This is a genomic window from Pandoraea sp. CB10b_02 (assembly GCF_002216225.1).
GTDB classification, from domain to species: domain Bacteria; phylum Pseudomonadota; class Gammaproteobacteria; order Burkholderiales; family Burkholderiaceae; genus Pandoraea; species Pandoraea nosoerga.
Genome location: NZ_NJGW02000003.1, coordinates 120,676 through 139,998, shown reverse-complemented (window position 1 = coordinate 139,998; position 19,323 = coordinate 120,676). Strand labels below are relative to the sequence as shown.

The following is a 19,323-nucleotide window of genomic DNA, read 5'->3' as shown; positions in this document are numbered from 1 at the left end:
GCTCACGCCTTCCCACGCAGCCAATGAATCCGTCACGCCCGTTTATTCTCCGACCGGTCGCCACATCGTTGCTGATGCTGGCGATCCTGCTCGCCGGTTTCGTCGCGTACCGGCTGCTGCCGCTCTCGGCGCTGCCGGAGGTCGACTATCCGACCATCCAGGTGGTCACGCTCTACCCGGGCGCGAGTCCGGACGTGATGACCTCGTCGGTCACCGCGCCGCTCGAGCGGCAGTTCGGCCAGATGCCGGGGCTCAATCAGATGTCGTCGACCAGTTCGGGCGGCGCCTCGGTGATCACGCTGCAGTTCTCGCTCGATCTCGGGCTCGACGTGGCCGAACAGGAGGTACAGGCCGCCATCAACAGCGCGAGCAATCTGCTGCCGAGCGACCTGCCCATGCCGCCGATCTACAGCAAGGTCAACCCGGCCGACACGCCGATCCTGACGCTGGCGGTCATGTCGAAGACCATGCCGCTGCCCAAGCTGGAGGACCTCGTCGACACGCGCGTCGCGCAGAAAATCTCACAGTTGCCCGGCATCGGCCTGGTGAGCATCTCGGGCGGCCAGCGCCCCGCCGTGCGCATTCAGGTCAACCCGCGCGCGATAACGTCCTACGGGCTCAATATCGAAGACGTGCGCACGTCCATCGCGGCGGCCAACGTCAACCAGGCAAAGGGCAGCTTCGACGGTCCGCTGCGCGCGTCCACCATCGACGCCAACGATCAACTCGCCTCGGCCGACGAGTACCGCAATCTGGTCATCGCCTACAAGAACGGCGGCCCGATCCGTCTGTCGGACATCGCGGACGTGATCGACGGCGCGGAGAACACCAAGCTCGCGGCTTGGGCCGACACCACGCCGGCCATCGTCGTGAACGTGCAGCGCCAGCCGGGCGCGAACGTCATCGAGACGGTCAACAAGGTCAAGGCGCTGCTGCCGCAGTTGCAGGCGTCGCTGCCGGGCAGCATCGACGTGAAGCTGCTCACCGATCGCACGACGACGATTCGCGCGTCCGTCTCCGACGTGCAGTTCGAGCTCATTCTCGCCGTCGCGCTGGTGGTGATGGTGATCTTCCTGTTCCTGCGCAACGTCTCGGCCACCCTCATCCCGAGCGTGGCCGTGCCGCTCTCGCTGATAGGCACGTTCGGCGTGATGTACCTCGCGGGCTTCTCGATCAACAACCTCACGCTCATGGCGCTGACCATCGCGACGGGCTTCGTGGTGGACGACGCCATCGTGATGATCGAGAACATCGCGCGCTACATGGAGCAGGGCGAGAAGCCGCTGCAGGCGGCGCTCAAGGGCGCGGAGCAGATCGGCTTCACGATCATTTCGCTCACGTTCTCGCTGATCGCCGTGCTCATCCCGCTGCTGTTCATGGGCGACGTGGTCGGGCGGCTGTTTCGCGAGTTCGCGATCACGCTGGCGGTGTCGATCCTGATCTCGGCGGTCGTCTCGCTCACGCTCACGCCGATGATGTGCGCGAAGCTGCTGCGCCATGTGCCGGAAGACAAGCAGGGCAAGTTCTACCGCAAGACCGGCGAGATGTTCGATCGCATCATCGCCAGGTACGGCGAGTGGCTCACGTGGGTGCTCGATCGCCAGCCGGCCACGCTGCTCGTGGCGCTCGGCACGCTCGTGCTCACCGTGCTGCTGTACCTCTGGGTGCCCAAGGGCTTCTTCCCGGTGCAGGACACCGGCGTGATCCAGGGCATCTCCGAGGCGCCGCAGTCGATTTCGTTCGCGGCGATGGGCGAGCGGCAGCAGGCGCTGGTGGCCGAAGTGCTGAAGGACCCGGCGGTCGAGTCGGTGTCGTCGTTCATCGGGGTGGACGGCGTGAATGCCACGCTCAACAGCGGCCGTCTGCTCATCAACCTGAAGGACAAGGGCGAGCGCGGCGTGGACGCCTCCGAAGTCATCCGGCGCCTGCAGCCGGCCGTCGCGAAGGTTCCCGGCATTGCGCTGTACATGCAGCCGGTGCAGGACCTGACGATCGAAGACCGGATCAGCCGCACGCAATATCAGTTCACGCTGCAGGACCCGAGCCTCGACACGCTGAGCGCCTGGGTGCCCAGGCTCGTCGAGAAGCTGCAGCACGTGCCGCAGCTCGCCGACGTGACGAGCGATCTGCAGGTCAACGGCTTGCAGGCCTACGTGGAGATCGATCGCGATACGGCGAGCCGTCTGGGCGTGACGCCCGCGTCGGTCGACCAGACGCTCTACAGCGCCTTCGGCCAGCGGCTGATTTCGACGATCTACACGCAGGCGTCGCAGTACCGCGTGGTGCTCGAGGTGGCCGAAGACTTCCAGCGCGGCCCCGACGCGCTCAAGGGCATTTACGTGGCGTCGAGCTCGGGCGTGCAGGTGCCGCTCACGTCGTTCGCGAAGGTCATCGAGAAACCCACGCCGCTCGCGATCAACCATCAGGGCCAGTTCCCGGCCGCGACGATTTCGTTCAACCTGGCCAAGGGCGCGTCGCTGGGCGACGCCGTCAAGGCGATCACCGAGGCCGAGCAGTCGATCGGTCTGCCGGTGAGCACGCAGACGACCTTCCAGGGCGCCGCGCAGGCGTTCCAGGCGTCGCTCTCGAACACGCTGTGGCTGATCCTGGCCGCCGTGGTGACGATGTACATCGTGCTGGGCGTGCTCTACGAGAGCTACATCCATCCGGTCACGATCCTGTCGACGCTGCCCTCGGCCGGCGTGGGGGCGCTGCTCGCGCTCATGGTGACGGGCAACGACATCAGCATCATCGCGATCATCGGCATCATCCTGCTCATCGGTATCGTCAAGAAGAACGCGATCATGATGATCGACTTCGCGCTCGAAGCCGAGCGCGAGCACGGCATGGCGCCGCGCGAGGCGATCTATCAGGCGTGTCTGCTGCGTTTTAGGCCGATTCTGATGACGACGATGGCGGCCGTGCTGGGCGCGCTGCCGCTGATGCTCGGCTCGGGCGTCGGCTCCGAGCTGCGTCAGCCGCTCGGCATCACGATGGTGGGCGGGCTGATGGTGAGCCAGGTGCTCACGCTGTTCACCACGCCGGTGATCTACCTGTGGTTCGACCGCTGGGCGATGCGTGCACGGGCATGGCGCGAGCGGCGCTTCGGGCCGTCGGACGGGCAAGGCGGGGGCGAGCACGGCGGCGGTGGCGGCGATGGCGGCGATGGCGGCGATGGCGGCGATGGCGGCGATGGCGGCCAGGCCGGCGCCGGTCCGGCAATCACGGACGGTCCCGCGCGATGAACCTGTCGGCCGTCTTCATCAGGCGCTCGGTCGCGACGGTCCTGCTCACCATCGGGGTGACGCTCGCGGGCATCGTCGCGTTCGGCCTGCTGCCGGTCTCGCCGCTGCCGCAAGTCGACTTTCCGACGATTTCCGTGTCGGCGTCGCTGCCCGGCGCGAGTCCCGAGACGATGGCCGCGAGCGTGGCCACGCCGCTGGAGCGCGCGCTGGGTCGTATCGCCGGCGTGACCGAGATGACGTCGAACAGCACGCTGGGCTCCACGCGCATCACACTGCAATTCGACCTCTCGCGCGACATCAACGGTGCGGCCCGCGACGTGCAGGCCGCGATCAACGCCGCGCGCAGCCTGCTGCCCACGGGCCTGCCGAGCAACCCGACCTATCGCAAGGTGAACCCGGCAAGTGCGCCGGTGATGATCATCGCGCTTACCTCCGAGAGCATGACGCGCGGGCAGATGTACGACGCGGCGTCGACCATTCTCGCGCAGAAGATCTCGCAGCTCGAGGGCGTGGGCGACGTGACGGTGGGCGGCAGCTCGCTGCCGGCGGTGCGCGTCGAACTCAATCCCACGGCGCTCAACAAGTACCAGATTCCGCTGGAGACGGTGCGCACCGCCATCCAGTCGGTCAACGCGAACCGCCCGAAGGGGGCGCTCGAGGACGGTGAGCGGCGCTGGCAGATTCTCGCCAACGATCAGGCGAAGACAGCCAGGGAGTATCTGCCGGTCATCGTCAGCTATCAGGACGGGCGCCCCGTGCGCCTGTCCGACATCGCCGACGTGGTCGATTCGGTACAGGACGTGCGCAACGCGGGCTCGGCCAACGGCAAGCCTTCGGTGCTGCTGATCATCACGACGCAGCCAGGCGCGAACATCATCCAGACCGTCGACGGCATCAACCGCATTTTGCCGAACCTGCGCGCGTCGATTCCCGCCGCGATCAACCTGGACGTGGTGATGGACCGCACGCCCACGATTCGTGCGTCGCTCAGGGAAGTCGAGCGCACGCTGCTGATCTCGATCGGGCTGGTGATCATGGTGGTGTTCGTCTTCCTGCGCAACTGGCGCGCGACGCTGATCCCGAGCGTGGCCGTGCCGGTCTCGCTGATCGGCACCTTCGGGGTCATGTATCTGTGCGGCTTCAGCCTCGACAACCTGTCGCTCATGGCGCTCACCATCGCGACGGGCTTCGTGGTCGACGACGCCATCGTGGTGCTCGAGAACATCTCGCGGCATATCGAGCAGGGGCTGAGTCCGTTTGCCGCGGCGCTCAAGGGCACGCGCGAAGTGGGTTTCACGGTGCTGTCGATGAGTATTTCGCTGGTGGCGGTGTTCATTCCGCTGCTGCTCATGGGCGGCATCGTCGGACGGCTGTTCCGGGAGTTCGCCGTGACGCTCTCGGCGGCCATCATGGTCTCGCTGGTCGTCTCGCTCACGACCACCCCGATGATGTGCGCCCGCCTGCTCAAGGGCAGACCCGCGCCGGGCGTGCCTGTCGGGACGGCGCCGCTCGCGCCCGAGCCGCCGCCGCGCCGCACCGTGTGGACGCGCATGGGCGAGTGGACCGAACGTCTGTTCGCGGCCATGCTGCGCGAGTACGAACGCTCGCTCGCCTGGGCGCTGCGGCATGGGCCGCTGATGCTCATCATCCTGTTCGCGACCATTTGCCTGAACGTCTGGCTGTACGCCGTCGTGCCGAAAGGGTTCTTCCCGCAGCAGGACACGGGCCGCATGATCGGCTTCATTCAGGCCGACCAGGCGATTTCTTTCCAGGCGATGGAAAAGAAGCTCGCCGACTTCATCCGGATCGTGCAGGCCGACCCGGATGTCGCGTCCGTCACCGGCTTTACGGGCGGCTCGAACCGCAACGGCGGCTCGATGTTCGTCACGCTCAAGCCGCTGGGGCAGCGCAAGGCGAGCGCCGATCAGGTGATCGCGCGGTTGCGCGGCAAGCTGGCCAGGGAGCCGGGCGCGGTGCTGTACCTGCAATCGGTGCAGGACATTCGCGTGGGCGGGCGCTCGAGCAACGCGCAGTACCAATACACGCTGCAGGCCGACGACCTGCAGCAACTGCGCGAGTGGGAGCCGAAGGTGCGCAACGCGATCTCGCGTCTGCCCAATCTCGTCGACGTCAATACCGATCAGCAGGACAAGGGGCTGCAGACGACGCTGGAGATCGACCGCGATCAGGCCTCGCGCCTCGGGCTGACGATGAGCCAGATCGACAACGTGCTCAACGACGCGTTCGGGCAGCGGCAGGTCTCGACCATCTACAATCCGCTCAACCAGTACAAGGTGGTGATGGAGGTCGCGCCGCAGTGGTGGCAGAGTCCGGAGTCGCTCAAGGACATCTACGTGGTGACGTCCGCCGGCGCGCAGGTGCCGCTCTCGGCGTTCGCGCGCTACCGGCCGACGAACACCGCGCTGGGCGTCTCGCACCAGGGACAGTTCGCCGCGAGCACGATTTCGTTCAACCTGCCGCCGGGCGTGTCACTCTCGCAGGCGCAGGCGTCGATCAGCGACGCCGTGAGCCGCCTGGGCATGCCGACGTCGGTGCACGGCAGCTTCCAGGGCACGGCGCAGGCGTTCCAGTCGGCGCTCTCCTCGCAGCCGATCCTGATCCTGACGGCGCTGCTCACGGTGTACATCGTGCTGGGCGTGCTCTACGAGAGCTACATCCACCCGCTGACCATTCTGTCGACGCTGCCCTCGGCGGGCGTGGGCGCGCTGCTCGCGCTGCTGCTCTTCAATACGGAGTTCAGCATCATCGCGCTCATTGGCGTGATTCTGCTCATCGGCATCGTCAAGAAGAACGCGATCATGATGATCGACTTCGCCCTGGAGGCCGAGCGGCGTCAGAACATGGCGCCGCGCGAGGCGATCTATCACGCGTGCGTGCTGCGCTTTCGACCGATCATGATGACGACGATGGCGGCCATGCTCGGCGCGATTCCGCTCGCGCTCGGCACCGGCGACGGCGCGGAGCTGCGTCAGCCGCTCGGCATCTCGATCGTGGGCGGTCTGTTCGTCAGCCAGGTGCTCACGCTTTACACGACGCCCGTGGTGTATCTGTATCTCGATCGCTTGCGCCTGCGCTGGGCGCATTGGCGTGCGCGCGGCCAGACGGGCCATGGCGACGTCGGGGAGATCGGCCATGGCTGATGCCGCTCGTCGTTGGCGCGATGCTCGCGTCGTCGAATTCGTCCGCGGGGTCGTTGCCGCCCGCGTCGGCGCATTCCCTGCAACTCCTGTCCCGGCCAGTGGGCCGATGTGTGCCATGTTCCCTACCCTGAATCGCCAAGTCCTGCCCGATCGTGCTTGCGCCACCGTCCCTTCGGGGCGTCGGCAGAGGGCGGGAGCGTCGCCGCGAGAAGTACCGCGAGAGGCACCGCGAGAGGCACCGCGAGAGGCGCCGCGTGTGCGCCGCGCGGCGGTGTTTCTCGCGGCGAGCGCCGCGTTGTGGCTGGCGGGCTGCGCCGTGGGGCCGGACTACGTGCGCCCGGACATCGACACGCCGGCCGCGTTCAAGGAGACGGGCGACTGGAAGATCGCCGAGCCGGCCGACGCGGTGGCCAAGGGCGAGTGGTGGTCGATCTATCAGGACCCGGTGCTCGCCGATCTGATGCGGCAGGTCGACGTCAATAACCAGAACATCAAGGTGGCCGAGGCCAACTATCGGCAGGCGCTGGCGGTGGCGGCACAGGCGCGCTCGGCGTTCTTTCCGACCATCGGCGCCGATTCGAGCCTCACGCGCAGCAGCTCGCGCGTGAGCAACACGGCCGTGAGCGGGGCCGGGGCAGGGGGCATTTCGAACAGCTACAGCCTGTCGGCCACGGCGAGCTGGGAACCGGACATCTGGGGCAGCGTGCGCCGCTCGGTCGAAGCCGGCAACGCCAGTGCCGAGGCGAGTGCGGCGGATCTGGCCAACGCGCGGCTCTCGGCGCAGGCGCTGCTCGCGCAGAACTACTTCGATCTGCGGGTCACGGACGCGCAGAAAGCGTTGCTCGATCGCACGGTGACCGCCTACGAACAGACGCTCAAGCTCACGCAGAATCAGTACGCGGTAGGCGTCGCGCAGCGCTCGGACGTGATCCAGGCGCAGACGCAGTTGCAGTCGGCACAGGCGGCTGCCATCGATATCGAGGTGACGCGCGCGCAACTGGAGCATGCGATCGCGCTGCTCGTGGGCAAGGCGCCCGCGGCGTTTTCGCTTGCGCCGGCGCCGCTGCGTGCGGCGCTGCCGCCGGTGCCGGTGAGCCTGCCGTCGCAACTGTTGGAGCGTCGCCCGGACATCGCATCGGCCGAACGCGCGGTGGCCGCGGCGAACGCCAGGATCGGCGTGGCCAAGGCGGCGTTCTTCCCGTCACTGTCGCTCTCGGCCTCGGGCGGTTTCCAGAGCAGCAGCTTCGCGAACTGGCTGACGCTGCCGAGCCGGTTCTGGTCGGTCGGGCCGGCCCTGGCGGCGACGCTCTTCGACGGCGGTCTGCGCCGCGCGCAGACCGACGCGGCCATCGCGGCCTACGACGCGCAGGTGGCGACCTACCGCCAGACGGTGCTCACGGCCTTCCAGTCGGTCGAGGACAACCTCGCGGCGTTGAACTACCTGGGACGCGAAGCGGCTGTACAGAATCAGGCCGTGCAATCCGCACGAGATGCGTTGCAACTCATCCTCAACCAGTACAAGGCCGGGACCGTCAGTTTCCAGAATGTGCTGACGGCACAGACGACGGCGTACACCGCCGAGCGTACCTCGCTCACGATTCTCGGTCGTCAGTTCACCGCGAATGTGCTGCTCGTGACCGCACTTGGCGGCGGCTGGCATGGCTTGACGGGTGCCGCGGCGAATGCAACGAGTGCGGCGAATGCCGCCAGCGTGGCGGCTGCGGGCAATCCCGGCGCGGCAGGGCGTGGCGCGGGCGGCACGGGCCCCGTCCCCGCCGGCGCAACGGGCCCGACGGAAGCAACGGGAGCAACGGGAGCAACCGGTGCGGCAGGCACGGCCGGCGTGGCCCGCGCACAGGAATAACGCACTGTGCGGTCGGGCCGCGCCCCAACGTTTAAGGTATTTCCGAACTTCCCAATCGGACAGCCGGAAGTCGGTCTGAAGAATCGTCTGAACCCCGGTGACGCGAGTAGCACAGACGGCGGGATCGTGCCATTGTGCAATTTCACGTCGATGCGCGACCAGACAAGCTTTCAGGTCGCAGTCGCCGCTCTATCGGGCGGCATGCGGGGCGCGAGCCGGCCGACCACACCGCGTGGCAACGACATTCTCGCGTCCCGGCAATGTGACGATTCCCAGCCAGTTTGCCCGTTTCCTTTTTGCCAGAATGGATCCGCTTTGCTGCAACGACCGGGCGAAGCGCGGCGCGACGAGCGCCGTCCACGGGATGCCAGATGACGAAGGGGAGGGGCAACGATGACGATCAACGTCGTGGTCGCGGACGACCATCCGATAGTGCGTTATGGAATACGGCGACTGCTCGAGGAGCGGGAGATGATTCAACTGGTAGGCGAGGCGGCCAATTCGTCCGAACTCGTGAGTCTGCTCGCGAAGGCGCCATGCGACATTCTCGTGACCGACTTCTCGATGCCGGGCGGCCAATTCAAGGATGGCCTGTTCCTCATCGGATACGTTCGCAGGTACTTCCCGAACATCAAGATCATCGTCGTGACGATGCTGGAGAACCTCGCGATTCTGCGCGGCATGCTCAAGCTCGGCGTACACTCGATTCTCTCGAAACTCGACGAGCAGAGCTCGATCGCGGACATCGTGTGCGTGGTGGCCGACGGCAGTCGTTACATTCCGGCCGGGCTTGCCACGCGCCTGCACGATTCCATTGCCGACGATGCCGAGATCGACGCGTCCAAGCTCTCGAATCGCGAAGTGGAGGTGGTGCGGCTGTTCGTGTCGGGCCTGACCATCAGCGAGATTGCGGTCAAGCTCAGCCGCAGCGTGAAGACCGTCAGCTCGCAAAAGACGAACGCGATGCGCAAGCTCGGGCTGGATCGCGACGTCGACCTCTATCACTACGCCACGCGCACGGGCATCGCATGAAGGACGGCCGCCGGCGCGCCCCGCGCCGCCCGCGCCACCGTCAATCCGAGGCGGGCGTCACGCCGGCAGGCGGATGGCCCGCATGTCGCGCAGGATCAGTTCCCCCGCCCGCAGCATCTGCTTGAGTTGATGCGCCACCTGTTTCATTTCCTGCACATGGGTCTCGGAGGCGTCGGGTTGCTGCTCCTGCGCCACGACGAGTGCGTCGAGCCGTCGCGTGTAGTCGCGCATCGCTTCGCTGGCCGCCTGCGCATCGGTCGGCACCGATGCCGCCGGCGCCGCCACCGCCTGCGAGAGCAGGTCGCTGATCGCCGAGACCACCTGCCCCAACTCCCCGCTCTTGTCCGCCGCGATCTGACGTGGCAAAACGTCTGCCAGGCCCGTGATGTATGACGCCATCACATGGTTCTGCACGAGCAGATCGTTGAGCTCGCCCACACAGACCTGCTTGGACTTCGGTTCGAGCATCATCCGCTTGAACGCCGCCCCGAAATTACCGAAGGCGATGTGCATGTCCTTGCGCGCCATGCGATAGGCGAAGTCGTCGCGCTTGCCGTCGCGGCCGGCGCAAGACTCGAGGTAGGCGCGCGTCGACTGCACCGCGTTGCGGATGAGCGGTCCCATGAGCCGGTATTCCCAGTAGGGGAACAGGTACGAGCACACCAGCGCCACGGCCGAGCCGATCAGCGTGTCGATGGCCCGCTCCCCGACCACCGACAGCGATCCGGGCAACAGGAAGTGGAACAGCAGCAGCACGTATGACGACATGAACACGACCGACAGCCCGTAGTTGAACAGCGACAGGCTGTTGCCCATGACCATGCAGAAGAACATCAGCGCGAGCAGCACCCACGGTTTGTGCACGAACGCCAGGATCACCAGCACGCTCACGCAGCCCACGAGCGTGCCGGTCAGCCGCTGTGCGTTCTTCTGCTTCGTGAGGCTGAAGCCGGGCTTGAGAATCACGATGATCGTGAGCAGCACCCAGTAACTGTGGGCCTGCCCGGCCAGTAACGACCAGTTCTCGCAGATGATCAGTCCCGCTGTGATGGCGATCGTCACGCGCAGGGCATGGCGAAAGCTCGGCGAGGAGAAAGTCAGATTTTTCCAGAGCAGTTTCGGCGAATAGCTCTGCCGCGACGTGAAGCGCACGAGCGCCTGGTCGATCTGCATTTCGGTGGCCGCTCCGGCCGTGGCGAGATTGGTGTTGCGATGCATGCGCTCGACCACGCGCGTGCTGCTCCAGACGCGGCGGAATGTGCTGGTGACCGCCTGATAGGCTTCGGGCTCGCGCTGCGGCAGCCCTTGCTTGCGCATGAGTTCGATCTCGTACTCGATGGCGCGAAACTCGGCACGCCAACTGCGCTGCGCCCGCGAGGGCTCGTTGGTCGCGATGGCGTAGCCGATGGCATCGACCTCGGTCGCGATCTTGCGGATCATGTCGCGGAAGAACAGCAGCACGTCGTTGTTGGCGAACTCGCGGCGCAGCATCGGGTAATCCGTGTGCACCGACACCACGACCTCGTGCAGGTCCACGATGTTGATGAACAGGTTGAAAAGCATCGTGCGGCGCGGCTCGAGCGTGCCGGTGCGCAGCCGCGGCAGGTTGCGCAGGATGATCTCTCGCGCGGCCTGCTGTTTTTCCACGACATTGACCTGCGCGGCGATGAGCCGCCGGTAGCATTCGTCGATGTCGGTCGAAGTGTCGTAGAACGCGGCCTTGGCCTCCAGATACTGGGCGGTGACGAAGAAGCACTCGGCGAGGGTCTGCTGTTCGATGCGAAACCACCAGACGCGGCACACGACCAGACTGAAATAGGTGTACCACAGCCCGCCGGCGAGCACGGCGCCCGCGTCCAGCACAGCCTGATGCCGGGTGAGATCGGCCTCGACGTTGAGCACCATCATCATCAGGCACGCGAAGCTCACGAGCGAGGCGCGATAGCCGTAGATCACGAGCATCGACAGCCCGAAGGTGAGAATCAGCGTGGTGAGCCAGAGCTGCCACGGCTGCGCGGCGGTGGCCATGCCGGTGATGAGCACCGTGAGCGCGCCAAGCAACGTGCAACTGAGCAGTTCCGTGTGCTTGTGACGCAGTGGACCGTTGATGTCGACCACACTCGCGCACAGCGCGCCCGAGGCGACTTCGATGCCGAGCAGATGCTGGTCCATCCCCCAGAACAATACGAGCGCGGGCATGACGACGCCCACGGCTTGCCGGGTGCCGCTGAAAAAGTAATGGCTGTATAGGAACTTCTTGATGTCGGTCTGGTAGTCCATGCGTCGGGGGCGAGGGGTTCCGCAGCAAAGCCGGCCGCGCGATGGGGTAGGCGCGGCGCAGACAGAGTCTAGCCGATGCCCCGCGCGCCGCGAAGAGGGGAGACTGCCGGTGACAAGCGGCTTATCGTGGAGTCACCGTCGGGCGACCGTCGGGCCGCTGCCGGGTTGCTGCCGGCCGCTGTCGCGGTGGCGCCGCAGTGGCGTGGCGTTCGCGGCATTCGCGGCACTGGCCGCATCTGCGCGGTATTGGCGTGGTATTGGCGCGGTATTGGCGTGGTATTGGCAAGGTATCGGCAACGTGTTGGCAAGGTGTTGGCGGTGAGACGGCGCTACGGCGCCGCGCACGCCGTCACGCATGATGGGGCAGGTTTTCGGAACTGCCCGATCTGCCGCGCCGCAGGGCATTTGCTATCCTTGCGGACAGACTCGCTAAGCCGCCACACCGCATGCTCCATCTTTTCTTTTCCAACCGGTTCACCACGCTCGAAGCCGCGCTGCTGCGCGATCTCGCGCGCACGCCCGGCGACCCGCTGCATGTGGAGACCATCGTCGTGCCAAGCGTGGCGGTGCGCCGCCGGCTGGAACTCGACTATGCGGACGTCTTCGGCGTGTGCGCCAACGTGCGCCTGACCTATCTGGCGCAGTGGCTGTGGGACATGGCGGGCAAGCTGCTGACGGTGCCCGAGAGCTCGCCGTTTGCGCCGGACCGGCTTGTCTGGCCGCTGTATCAATGCCTGGCCCAGCCGTGGGCGGAGGCATCGCCACGGCTCGCCGGCTATCTCTCCGAAGCCGACGACGTCATGCGCTTCGAACTCGCCGAGCGGCTCGCACACATCTACGACCAATACCTGACGTATCGGCCGGACTGGCTGGAGCGCTGGCAGTCCGGGGCGAGGATCGACCCGGGGACGGCCGCCGGCTGGGGCGACGTGCAACGCGCCGACGAGGCATGGCAGAGCGAACTGTGGCGACAGGTGCTGGCGCATCTGGATATCCGCGAGCGCCACCCGACGCTGCGTGCGATCGAGCGCATCGGGCAGTTGACGCCGGAGACCGTACCGCCGGGGTGGCCGCCGCGCGTGTCGGTCTTCGCGCTGTCGTCGATGCCGCCGCTCTCCATGGCGCTGCTCAAGGCGATGTCGCGCCTCATCGACGTGCACCTGTACGTGCTCAATCCGTGCGAGAGCTACTGGTTCGACATCGTGCCGCCGTCGCGGCTATCGTATCTCGCGCAGCGCGGCGCCGCGGCGCATCGGGAAGTCGGTCACCCGCTGCTGGCGGAGTGGGGCCGCCAGACGCAGTCGCACATCGATGCGCTTTACGCCGATCTCGCACCGCAGGCGGTGGAGGACCACGCGCTGTTCCAACCGAATCCCGCCCCGACGCTGCTCGCCGCGCTTCAGAACGGCATTCTCACGCTCGACGATGGCCGTCACGGCGCGCCCGAGGGCGTGAGCGCGGACGGCTCGGTGCAGGTGCACGTCTGTCATAGCCTGGCGCGGCAGATAGAAGTGCTGCACGATCGCCTGCTGGCATGCTTCGACGAGATTCCCGATCTGCGCCCCGACGACGTACTGGTCACCGTGCCGGACCTGGGCCGCGCCGCGCCGCTCATCGATGCCGTGTTCGGTACGGCGACTCCGCGCATTCCTTATCTCGTCACCGGCTTGCCACCCACGCGGACCAACCCGGTGGCGCGTGCGTTCTCGGCGATTCTGGCGTTGCCGCAGCAGCGCGTGGCGGCGTCGAGCCTGATCGAGCTGGCCCGCACGGAGGCGATCGCCCAGCGCTACGATCTCGGCGGCAACGCGCTCGATTCGATTCAGAACTGGCTGCACGCCGCGGGGGCGCGGCGCGGCTGGCGCGGCGACGCACTGTCGCGGCTGGAAGGGCGGGGCACACCGGGCGACGAGGCGCCGGGCGAGAGAGACGCGGTGGACGTGCCCCATGCGCTGGAGCGTCACACGCTCGGAGACGCGATGATGCGACTCTTCCTCGGCTACGCGCTGCCCGACGACGCCCTGCCCGTGGACGACTGGCTTCCGGTCGGCGGCATCGAAGGCGGGCGCGCCGAGCTGCTGGGCCAACTGGCGCGGCTCGTCGACGATCTGGACGCCGCGGCCGTTGCGCTGCAAACCGAACGCACCGGCCTTGCATGGCGCGACCAGCTTCTCGGGATGCTCGAGCAGTTCTTTTCCGACGAGCCGCGCTTTGCCGACGACGTTGCCGAAGTGCGGCTGGCCATCGAGCAGATCGGTTCGGCCATCGCCGACGGCGCACCCGAGGTCCGCGTGCCCGTGGCCGTGGTCGCCCGGGTGCTCGCCGACGCGCTCGACGACCCGACGCGCGGCGGCGTTCCGTCCGGACGCGTGACCTTTGCCGCGATCCCGAGCCTGCGCCTGCTGCCGTATCGCGTGGTGTGCATGCTCGGCATGGACGACGGGGTGTTGCCGGGCCGGGTGCGTGCCGACGAGTTCGATCTGATGCGAGCGTTGCCGCACCGCGGCGATCGTCAGCGCCGCGACGACGAGCGCAACCTTTTTCTCGATCTGATGCTGAGCGCGCAGGACCGGTTTCTCCTGGCTTACACCGGGCGCAGCGTGCGCGACAACGCGCCGCTGCCGCCGTCGACCGCGGTTGACGAGTTGCTCGACTTCACCGGCCAGTTGCTCGCGCCGATGTCCCGGGGCCATACGCTCGAAGCGCAGCGTGCGGCGCGCGACCGGCTGGTCGTGCTGCATCCTCTCCAGCCGTTTTCCCCTGCTTATTTCGATGGACGCGACGCGTCGCTGTACAGCTACGACGTGTCCAACGGCGAGGCCGCACGGAAGCTCGCGGAGCAGCTTGCGTGCCCGACGCCCGACGCACCGGCAGGGCCGTTCGTGCGCGAAGCGCTGCCGGCCCTCGCCCAGACGCATCTCACGCTCGACGACCTTCTGCGCTTCTGGCGCCATCCCGGGCGGGCGTGGGCGCGCGATCGACTCGGCCTTTCGCTGGGCGACGTACTCACCGAGGTGGAGGACGAGGAACCGTTCGTGCTCGACTGGTCAGGGCGCGACGCGGTGGCCGCGCGGCTGTTGCCGCGTCTGCTGCGCCACGATGGCATTGACGTCGACTCGCGCGCCCACGCCGAGCTCGTCGAGCGCATCGCCAGCGTAAGCCACGAGTTGCCGGGCGGCGCCACGGGGGCCGTCTGGCGCCGTCGCGAGCTGGGTGGGCTGCGGGCGCTGGCCTCACAGGTCCGCCAGGCACAGGCGGAGGGCACCCAGGAGCTGCTGGTCACACTCGCGCTGGAGCCGACCCTGCCACCCGCATGGTGCGAGTCGACCGAAGCGATGTGGCACGCAGACGCAACGCTGTCGGCACAATGCCTGCTGCAGGGACGCCTCGCACCGGTATCGCGGTATGGTCTCGTGATGTATCGGTACGGCAGCATGCGCGCGAGCGACTTGCTCGCCGCGTGGCTCTCGCACCTGGCGTTGTGTGCGCATCTTCAGCAACCGGAGCACGCGGGCGCGGACATTGCGGCGCGCACGCTCTGGTATGGCGAAGACGAAACGTTCGCATTGAAGCCCGTCGACGACGCCGTAACGTTACTCGGGCAATGGGTGGCGCTGTATCGACTGGGGCAGACGCGTCCGCTGCCGTTCTTCGCGCGCAGTGCGTGGAAGCTCGCGAGCACTGGCAAGCCGACGGAGGCGCAGAGCGCCTGGCACGGCTCGGCCTTCGCGCGGGGCGATGCCGACGATCCGTACACGCGTCTGCTCTGGCGGGGCGTGGAAGACCCACTGGCATCGCCGTTCGATTTGCTGGCTGCCGCCACCTTCGGCCCGCTCATGCAACATCTCGAACGCGTGGAGGGCGCATGACGCAGCTCATCGACCTTGACGTGTTCCATTGCGACCTCGATGGCGTTTGCCTCATCGAGGCGTCTGCGGGGACGGGCAAGACCTGGAACATCTGCGCGCTGTACGTGCGGCTGCTGCTGGAGAAGCGCTTGACGGTCGAGCAGATCCTCGTCGTCACCTTTACCAACGCGGCGACGGCCGAGTTGCGCGAGCGCATTCGCGCCCGTCTGGCGGGGCTGGTCGCTGCGTTGACCCCCGTCTTCGATGATGAGCATGGCGCAGAGGGATCGGGCAGCGGCGAAGGGGACGACGAATTCCTGGACTTCGATCCCGACGCGAGCGACGATCCGCTCTTTACCGTGATGATCGCCGGACTCGTCGAGCGAGCCGACATGACGCCCAAGGCGATTCGTTCGTGCCTGCAAACGGCGCTGCGCGGGTTCGATCAGGCGTCGATCCACACGATCCACGGTTTCTGTCAGCGTGCGTTGGCCGAGGTGCCCTTCGCGGCCGGCTTGCCATTCGCCTATGAGCTGGTGCCCGACGACAACGGCGTGCGGCACGATCTGGCGATCGAGTTCTGGCGCCGGGTAGTCGAGCCGCTCGCCGCCCGGGACGACGGTTTTGCCGCATGGCTGGTCGACCGAAAGCGCTCACCGGGCACGCTCACCGATCAATTGGCGCGTCGTCTGAAAAAGCCGATGTCGGCGCTGCGCTGGCCGCCGGCGGTGGAAGCGGACGCACAGACGCTGCAAGACGAGACGCTCCTCGCCACCTATCGCGAGGCGTCCGCATGCTGGGAAGCCGAGGCGGCCTCGATCGCCGACCGGTTGCGCACGGCGCTGCCGGCGTACAAGAAGAACGTCTATCACGAGACGTCGCTTGCCGAGGCGATAGCCGCGTGGCAGCGCTATCTGGGCGCGGGCGACTTCGGCGCGCCGTTGAGCCCGAAGGCCGAACTGCTCACTACCACGCGCCTCGCCAAGGACATCAGGAAGGGCGAGACGCCCCCTGCGCATCGCTTCTTCGAGATGGCCGACGTGCTCGTGCGCGCCCGCGCCGACGCGGACGAGCGCCATGCCATCCAATGGCTGCGCATCCTGAGAGAGTGGCTGACGCAGGCGCCCGGGCAACTCGCGCTGCGCAAGCGCGAGTTGCGTGTGGTGTCGTTCGACGACTTGCTCGGCAATATCGCGCGAGCGCTTGCGCAGCATCCCGACCTCGCGCAGGCGCTGCGCGCGCGCTATCCGTGCGCGTTGATCGATGAATTCCAGGATACCGATCCGCTGCAATTCGCGATTTTCAGTGCGGTGTACGGGCAACGCAATGTCACCGCACCCGCAGACGAGGGGCGCGGACCGATGTTCATGGTGGGCGACCCCAAACAGGCCATCTACAGTTTCCGGGCGGCGGACCTCCATACCTATCTGGCAGCCCGCGAGAACGCCGACGCGGCGTATACGCTTGCCGTCAATCAGCGCTCGACGCCGGCCATCATCGAAGCGGGCAACCGCCTGTTCGGCGCCAACGACAAGGCCTTCGTGCTGGACGGACTCGAGTATCCGCCCGTGCGTCCGGGGTCACGGCACCGCGCGCCGCTATCGGATGTGCGCGACGTTGCCGATTTGACGGTCTGGTGGCTGCCGGACGACGAACCGCTGCCGAAAGACGAGGCGCAGCAAGCCTGTGCCAAGGCGACGGCCGCGGAGGTGGCGCGCTTGCTGGCGGGGGCGTCGCGCGCTGACGTGTGCATCGGCGAACGTCCGCTGGCGCCGGGTGACATCGCCGTGATCGTTCAGACGCATCGGCAGGGCGCTCTGATGAAAGCGATGCTGGCCGAGCACGGCGTGGGCAGCGTGGAACTCACACAGGATTCCGTGTTCGCCAGCGAGGAGGCCGAAACGCTGCTGCGCGTGCTTCGTGCCGTCGAGTCGCCGGGCGACGTGCGCGCACTGCGCGCGGCGCTGGCCACCGAGCTGTTCGGCCTGGACGCCACGGCGCTCTATCGCATGCAGACGAGCGAAGCGTCCGACGCCGAAGCGATTGCGTGGATCGAGCGACTGCAACGGTATCGTCAGCTCTGGATCGAACGTGGCTTCGCCGCGATGTGGCGCACGCTGATGCGCGAACTGGGGCTGGCCGCACGGCTGGTCGCCCAGGCGGGTGGCGAGCGGCGTCTGACGAACTTCATGCATCTCGCGGAACTGGCCCAGGCGCGCTGGGCCGAGCAGCCCGGCATGCCGGCGCTGTTGCGCTGGCTGGCTTCGCAGCGCAATGCGAGCGGTGGGGAAGAGGCGCAACTGCGTCTCGAGTCTGACCAGAACCTGGTGCAGATCGTCACCGTCCACAAGTCCAAGGGACTCGAGTACGGCGTGGTCTTTTGCCCGTTTCTCTGGGATGGCGCCGTGCGCGATGGCGGCGGCCTCGACGGGCTCGAATACCACGACGGCCCGACAGCCGTGATCGATTTCACCGACGCTGCGGCCAAGGGATCGCCGGCCGCAGTTGCGCTGCGGCGAGAGCAATCGGCGGAGCAGGCGCGTTTGCTGTACGTGGCGCTCACGCGCGCCGTCTACCGCTGCTATCTTGCGGCGGGCATCTATTCATCGCGAAGGAGCGTGAAGGAAGCTTGCGCCGGGATGCTCAACTGGCTTGCCGCCGGACGCGGCATGACCTTCGACGCATGGATCTCGCCGACCCTCGACACCGACGAGCGCATTGCGACGATCCGTGCGGCGTGGCAAGCGCTCGCCGGCGGCCCGATCGGGATCACCGCGCTGCCAATGGGCGACGCGCTCGATACCGATACGCGCGTCGCGCACGACGCACCGCCTGCACTGACGACGCGCGCGAGTACGCGCGCATTGCGCGAAGTCTGGCGCATCGGCAGCTTCTCCGGTCTGCTGGCCGCGGCGCACACGGGGCCGCAGTTGGGAGGCGCTCAGCTAAGCGCGCCGGAACGCACGCGCCCCGACTACGATGCCCAGGCCAATGCGGGGCCCGCGTTTGCGCTGCCCCCGGCGGCAGACGATGCGTGGCCGCCAGCCGACGACATCCTGCGTTTTCCGCGCGGCCCGGCCGCTGGTGAAAGCCTGCACCGCGTGTTCGAACTGGCCGACTTCCAAGCGCCCGCGCAATGGCCGCATGCCGTGGCGCGGGCGCTGCGCGAGCGGCCGCCGGGCCGTGGCGCGGAGCACAACGACAGCTGGCGCGCGATGATGATGAACATGCTTGCCGATACGGTCTTGACACCGCTGCGTCCCGGATTGCGACTGGCAGACGTCGCGATGTCCGAGCGGCTCACCGAAATGGAGTTCACGTATCCGGCCGACGCGGTCTCGCTCGACGCGCTGCGTGGTGTACTGCGCCAATTCGGCTACCCGGACCTCCCGCTCGATGCCACCGTACTGCGCGGCTATCTGAAGGGCTTCATCGACCTCGTATTCCGCCACGACGGAAAGTGGTGGATCCTGGACTGGAAGTCGAACTATCTCGGCACGGCGCCCGAGAATTACGGTGAAGACGGCTTGCGCGAAGCCATGGCCGAGCACGGCTATCACCTGCAGTACCTGCTGTACACGCTGGCGTTGCATCGCTATTTGCGTCGCCGCCTGCCCGGCTACGACTACGACCGCGACATGGCGGGCAGCCTCTATCTCTTCGTGCGTGGCGTCCGGCCGGATTGGGCGAGAGCTCATCTGGCCGGTGACGCAGTGCCAGGCGTGTTCTTCGACAAGCCGACGCACGAAATGATCGACGCGCTCGACCGCCTGTTCGCCGCCGGCGAGAACCACGCCCTGGCCGAAGCGTTGTCGCTCGACGCGCAGGGCGGCAAGAGCGACGTGCTCGGGGAGGATGCATGAGTGACGCGCGCGGCGGAAATGCCACGGGCA

7 protein-coding genes are annotated in these 19,323 nt (G+C 67.1%); 6 read left to right on the top strand and 1 reads right to left on the bottom strand.

The genetic code is table 11. The annotated features are described in order from the left end of the window. Positions 1–23 precede the first annotated feature (23 nt). The 4 genes from CDN36_RS04080 to CDN36_RS04065 all read left to right on the top strand — a co-directional run bounded on the left by CDN36_RS04080 (position 24) and on the right by CDN36_RS04065 (position 9,302). Positions 24–3,245, top strand: a complete 3,222-nt coding sequence (locus CDN36_RS04080; protein ID WP_287496054.1) for an MdtB/MuxB family multidrug efflux RND transporter permease subunit — start codon at positions 24–26, stop codon at positions 3,243–3,245. Beyond that, the gene (locus CDN36_RS04075; protein WP_287496053.1) at positions 3,242–6,406 is read left to right on the top strand and encodes a multidrug efflux RND transporter permease subunit; all 3,165 of its coding nucleotides are present in this window, start codon (positions 3,242–3,244) and stop codon (positions 6,404–6,406) included. The genes CDN36_RS04080 and CDN36_RS04075 overlap by 4 nt, the downstream gene beginning before the upstream one ends. A 256-nt stretch (positions 6,407–6,662) precedes the next feature. Continuing rightward, positions 6,663–8,270 (top strand): efflux transporter outer membrane subunit, encoded by a 1,608-nt coding sequence (locus CDN36_RS04070; RefSeq protein ID WP_287496052.1) that lies wholly within the window; start codon positions 6,663–6,665, stop codon positions 8,268–8,270. 393 nt (positions 8,271–8,663) lie between these two features. After that, on the top strand, positions 8,664–9,302 hold the full coding sequence (locus tag CDN36_RS04065; protein WP_150556372.1) for a response regulator: 639 nt from the start codon (positions 8,664–8,666) through the stop codon (positions 9,300–9,302). A gap of 57 nt (positions 9,303–9,359) precedes the next feature. On the opposite strand, the gene CDN36_RS04060 is transcribed toward CDN36_RS04065, so the two are convergent. After that, on the bottom strand, positions 9,360–11,582 hold the full coding sequence (locus CDN36_RS04060) for an FUSC family protein (RefSeq protein WP_287496051.1): 2,223 nt from the start codon (positions 11,580–11,582) through the stop codon (positions 9,360–9,362). Positions 11,583–12,028: 446 nt separating this feature from the next. Between CDN36_RS04060 and recC the strand changes: the two genes are divergently transcribed. Together recC and recB are read left to right on the top strand one after the other, a co-directional pair. After that, positions 12,029–15,451 (top strand): exodeoxyribonuclease V subunit gamma, encoded by a 3,423-nt coding sequence (recC, locus tag CDN36_RS04055; RefSeq protein WP_287496050.1) that lies wholly within the window; start codon positions 12,029–12,031, stop codon positions 15,449–15,451. Further along, on the top strand, positions 15,448–19,293 hold the full coding sequence (gene recB, locus CDN36_RS04050; protein ID WP_287496049.1) for an exodeoxyribonuclease V subunit beta: 3,846 nt from the start codon (positions 15,448–15,450) through the stop codon (positions 19,291–19,293). Before recC ends, recB begins: the two co-directional genes overlap by 4 nt. Positions 19,294–19,323: the final 30 nt, after the last annotated feature.

Coding starts and splice junctions, on each gene's coding strand:
- CDN36_RS04080 (WP_287496054.1), top strand. CDS start 24: ATGAATCCGTCACGCCCGTTTATTCTCCGACCGGTCGCCACATCGTTG.
- CDN36_RS04075 (WP_287496053.1), top strand. CDS start 3,242: ATGAACCTGTCGGCCGTCTTCATCAGGCGCTCGGTCGCGACGGTCCTG.
- CDN36_RS04065 (WP_150556372.1), top strand. CDS start 8,664: ATGACGATCAACGTCGTGGTCGCGGACGACCATCCGATAGTGCGTTAT.
- CDN36_RS04060 (WP_287496051.1), bottom strand. CDS start 11,582: ATGGACTACCAGACCGACATCAAGAAGTTCCTATACAGCCATTACTTT.
- recC (WP_287496050.1), top strand. CDS start 12,029: ATGCTCCATCTTTTCTTTTCCAACCGGTTCACCACGCTCGAAGCCGCG.
- recB (WP_287496049.1), top strand. CDS start 15,448: ATGACGCAGCTCATCGACCTTGACGTGTTCCATTGCGACCTCGATGGC.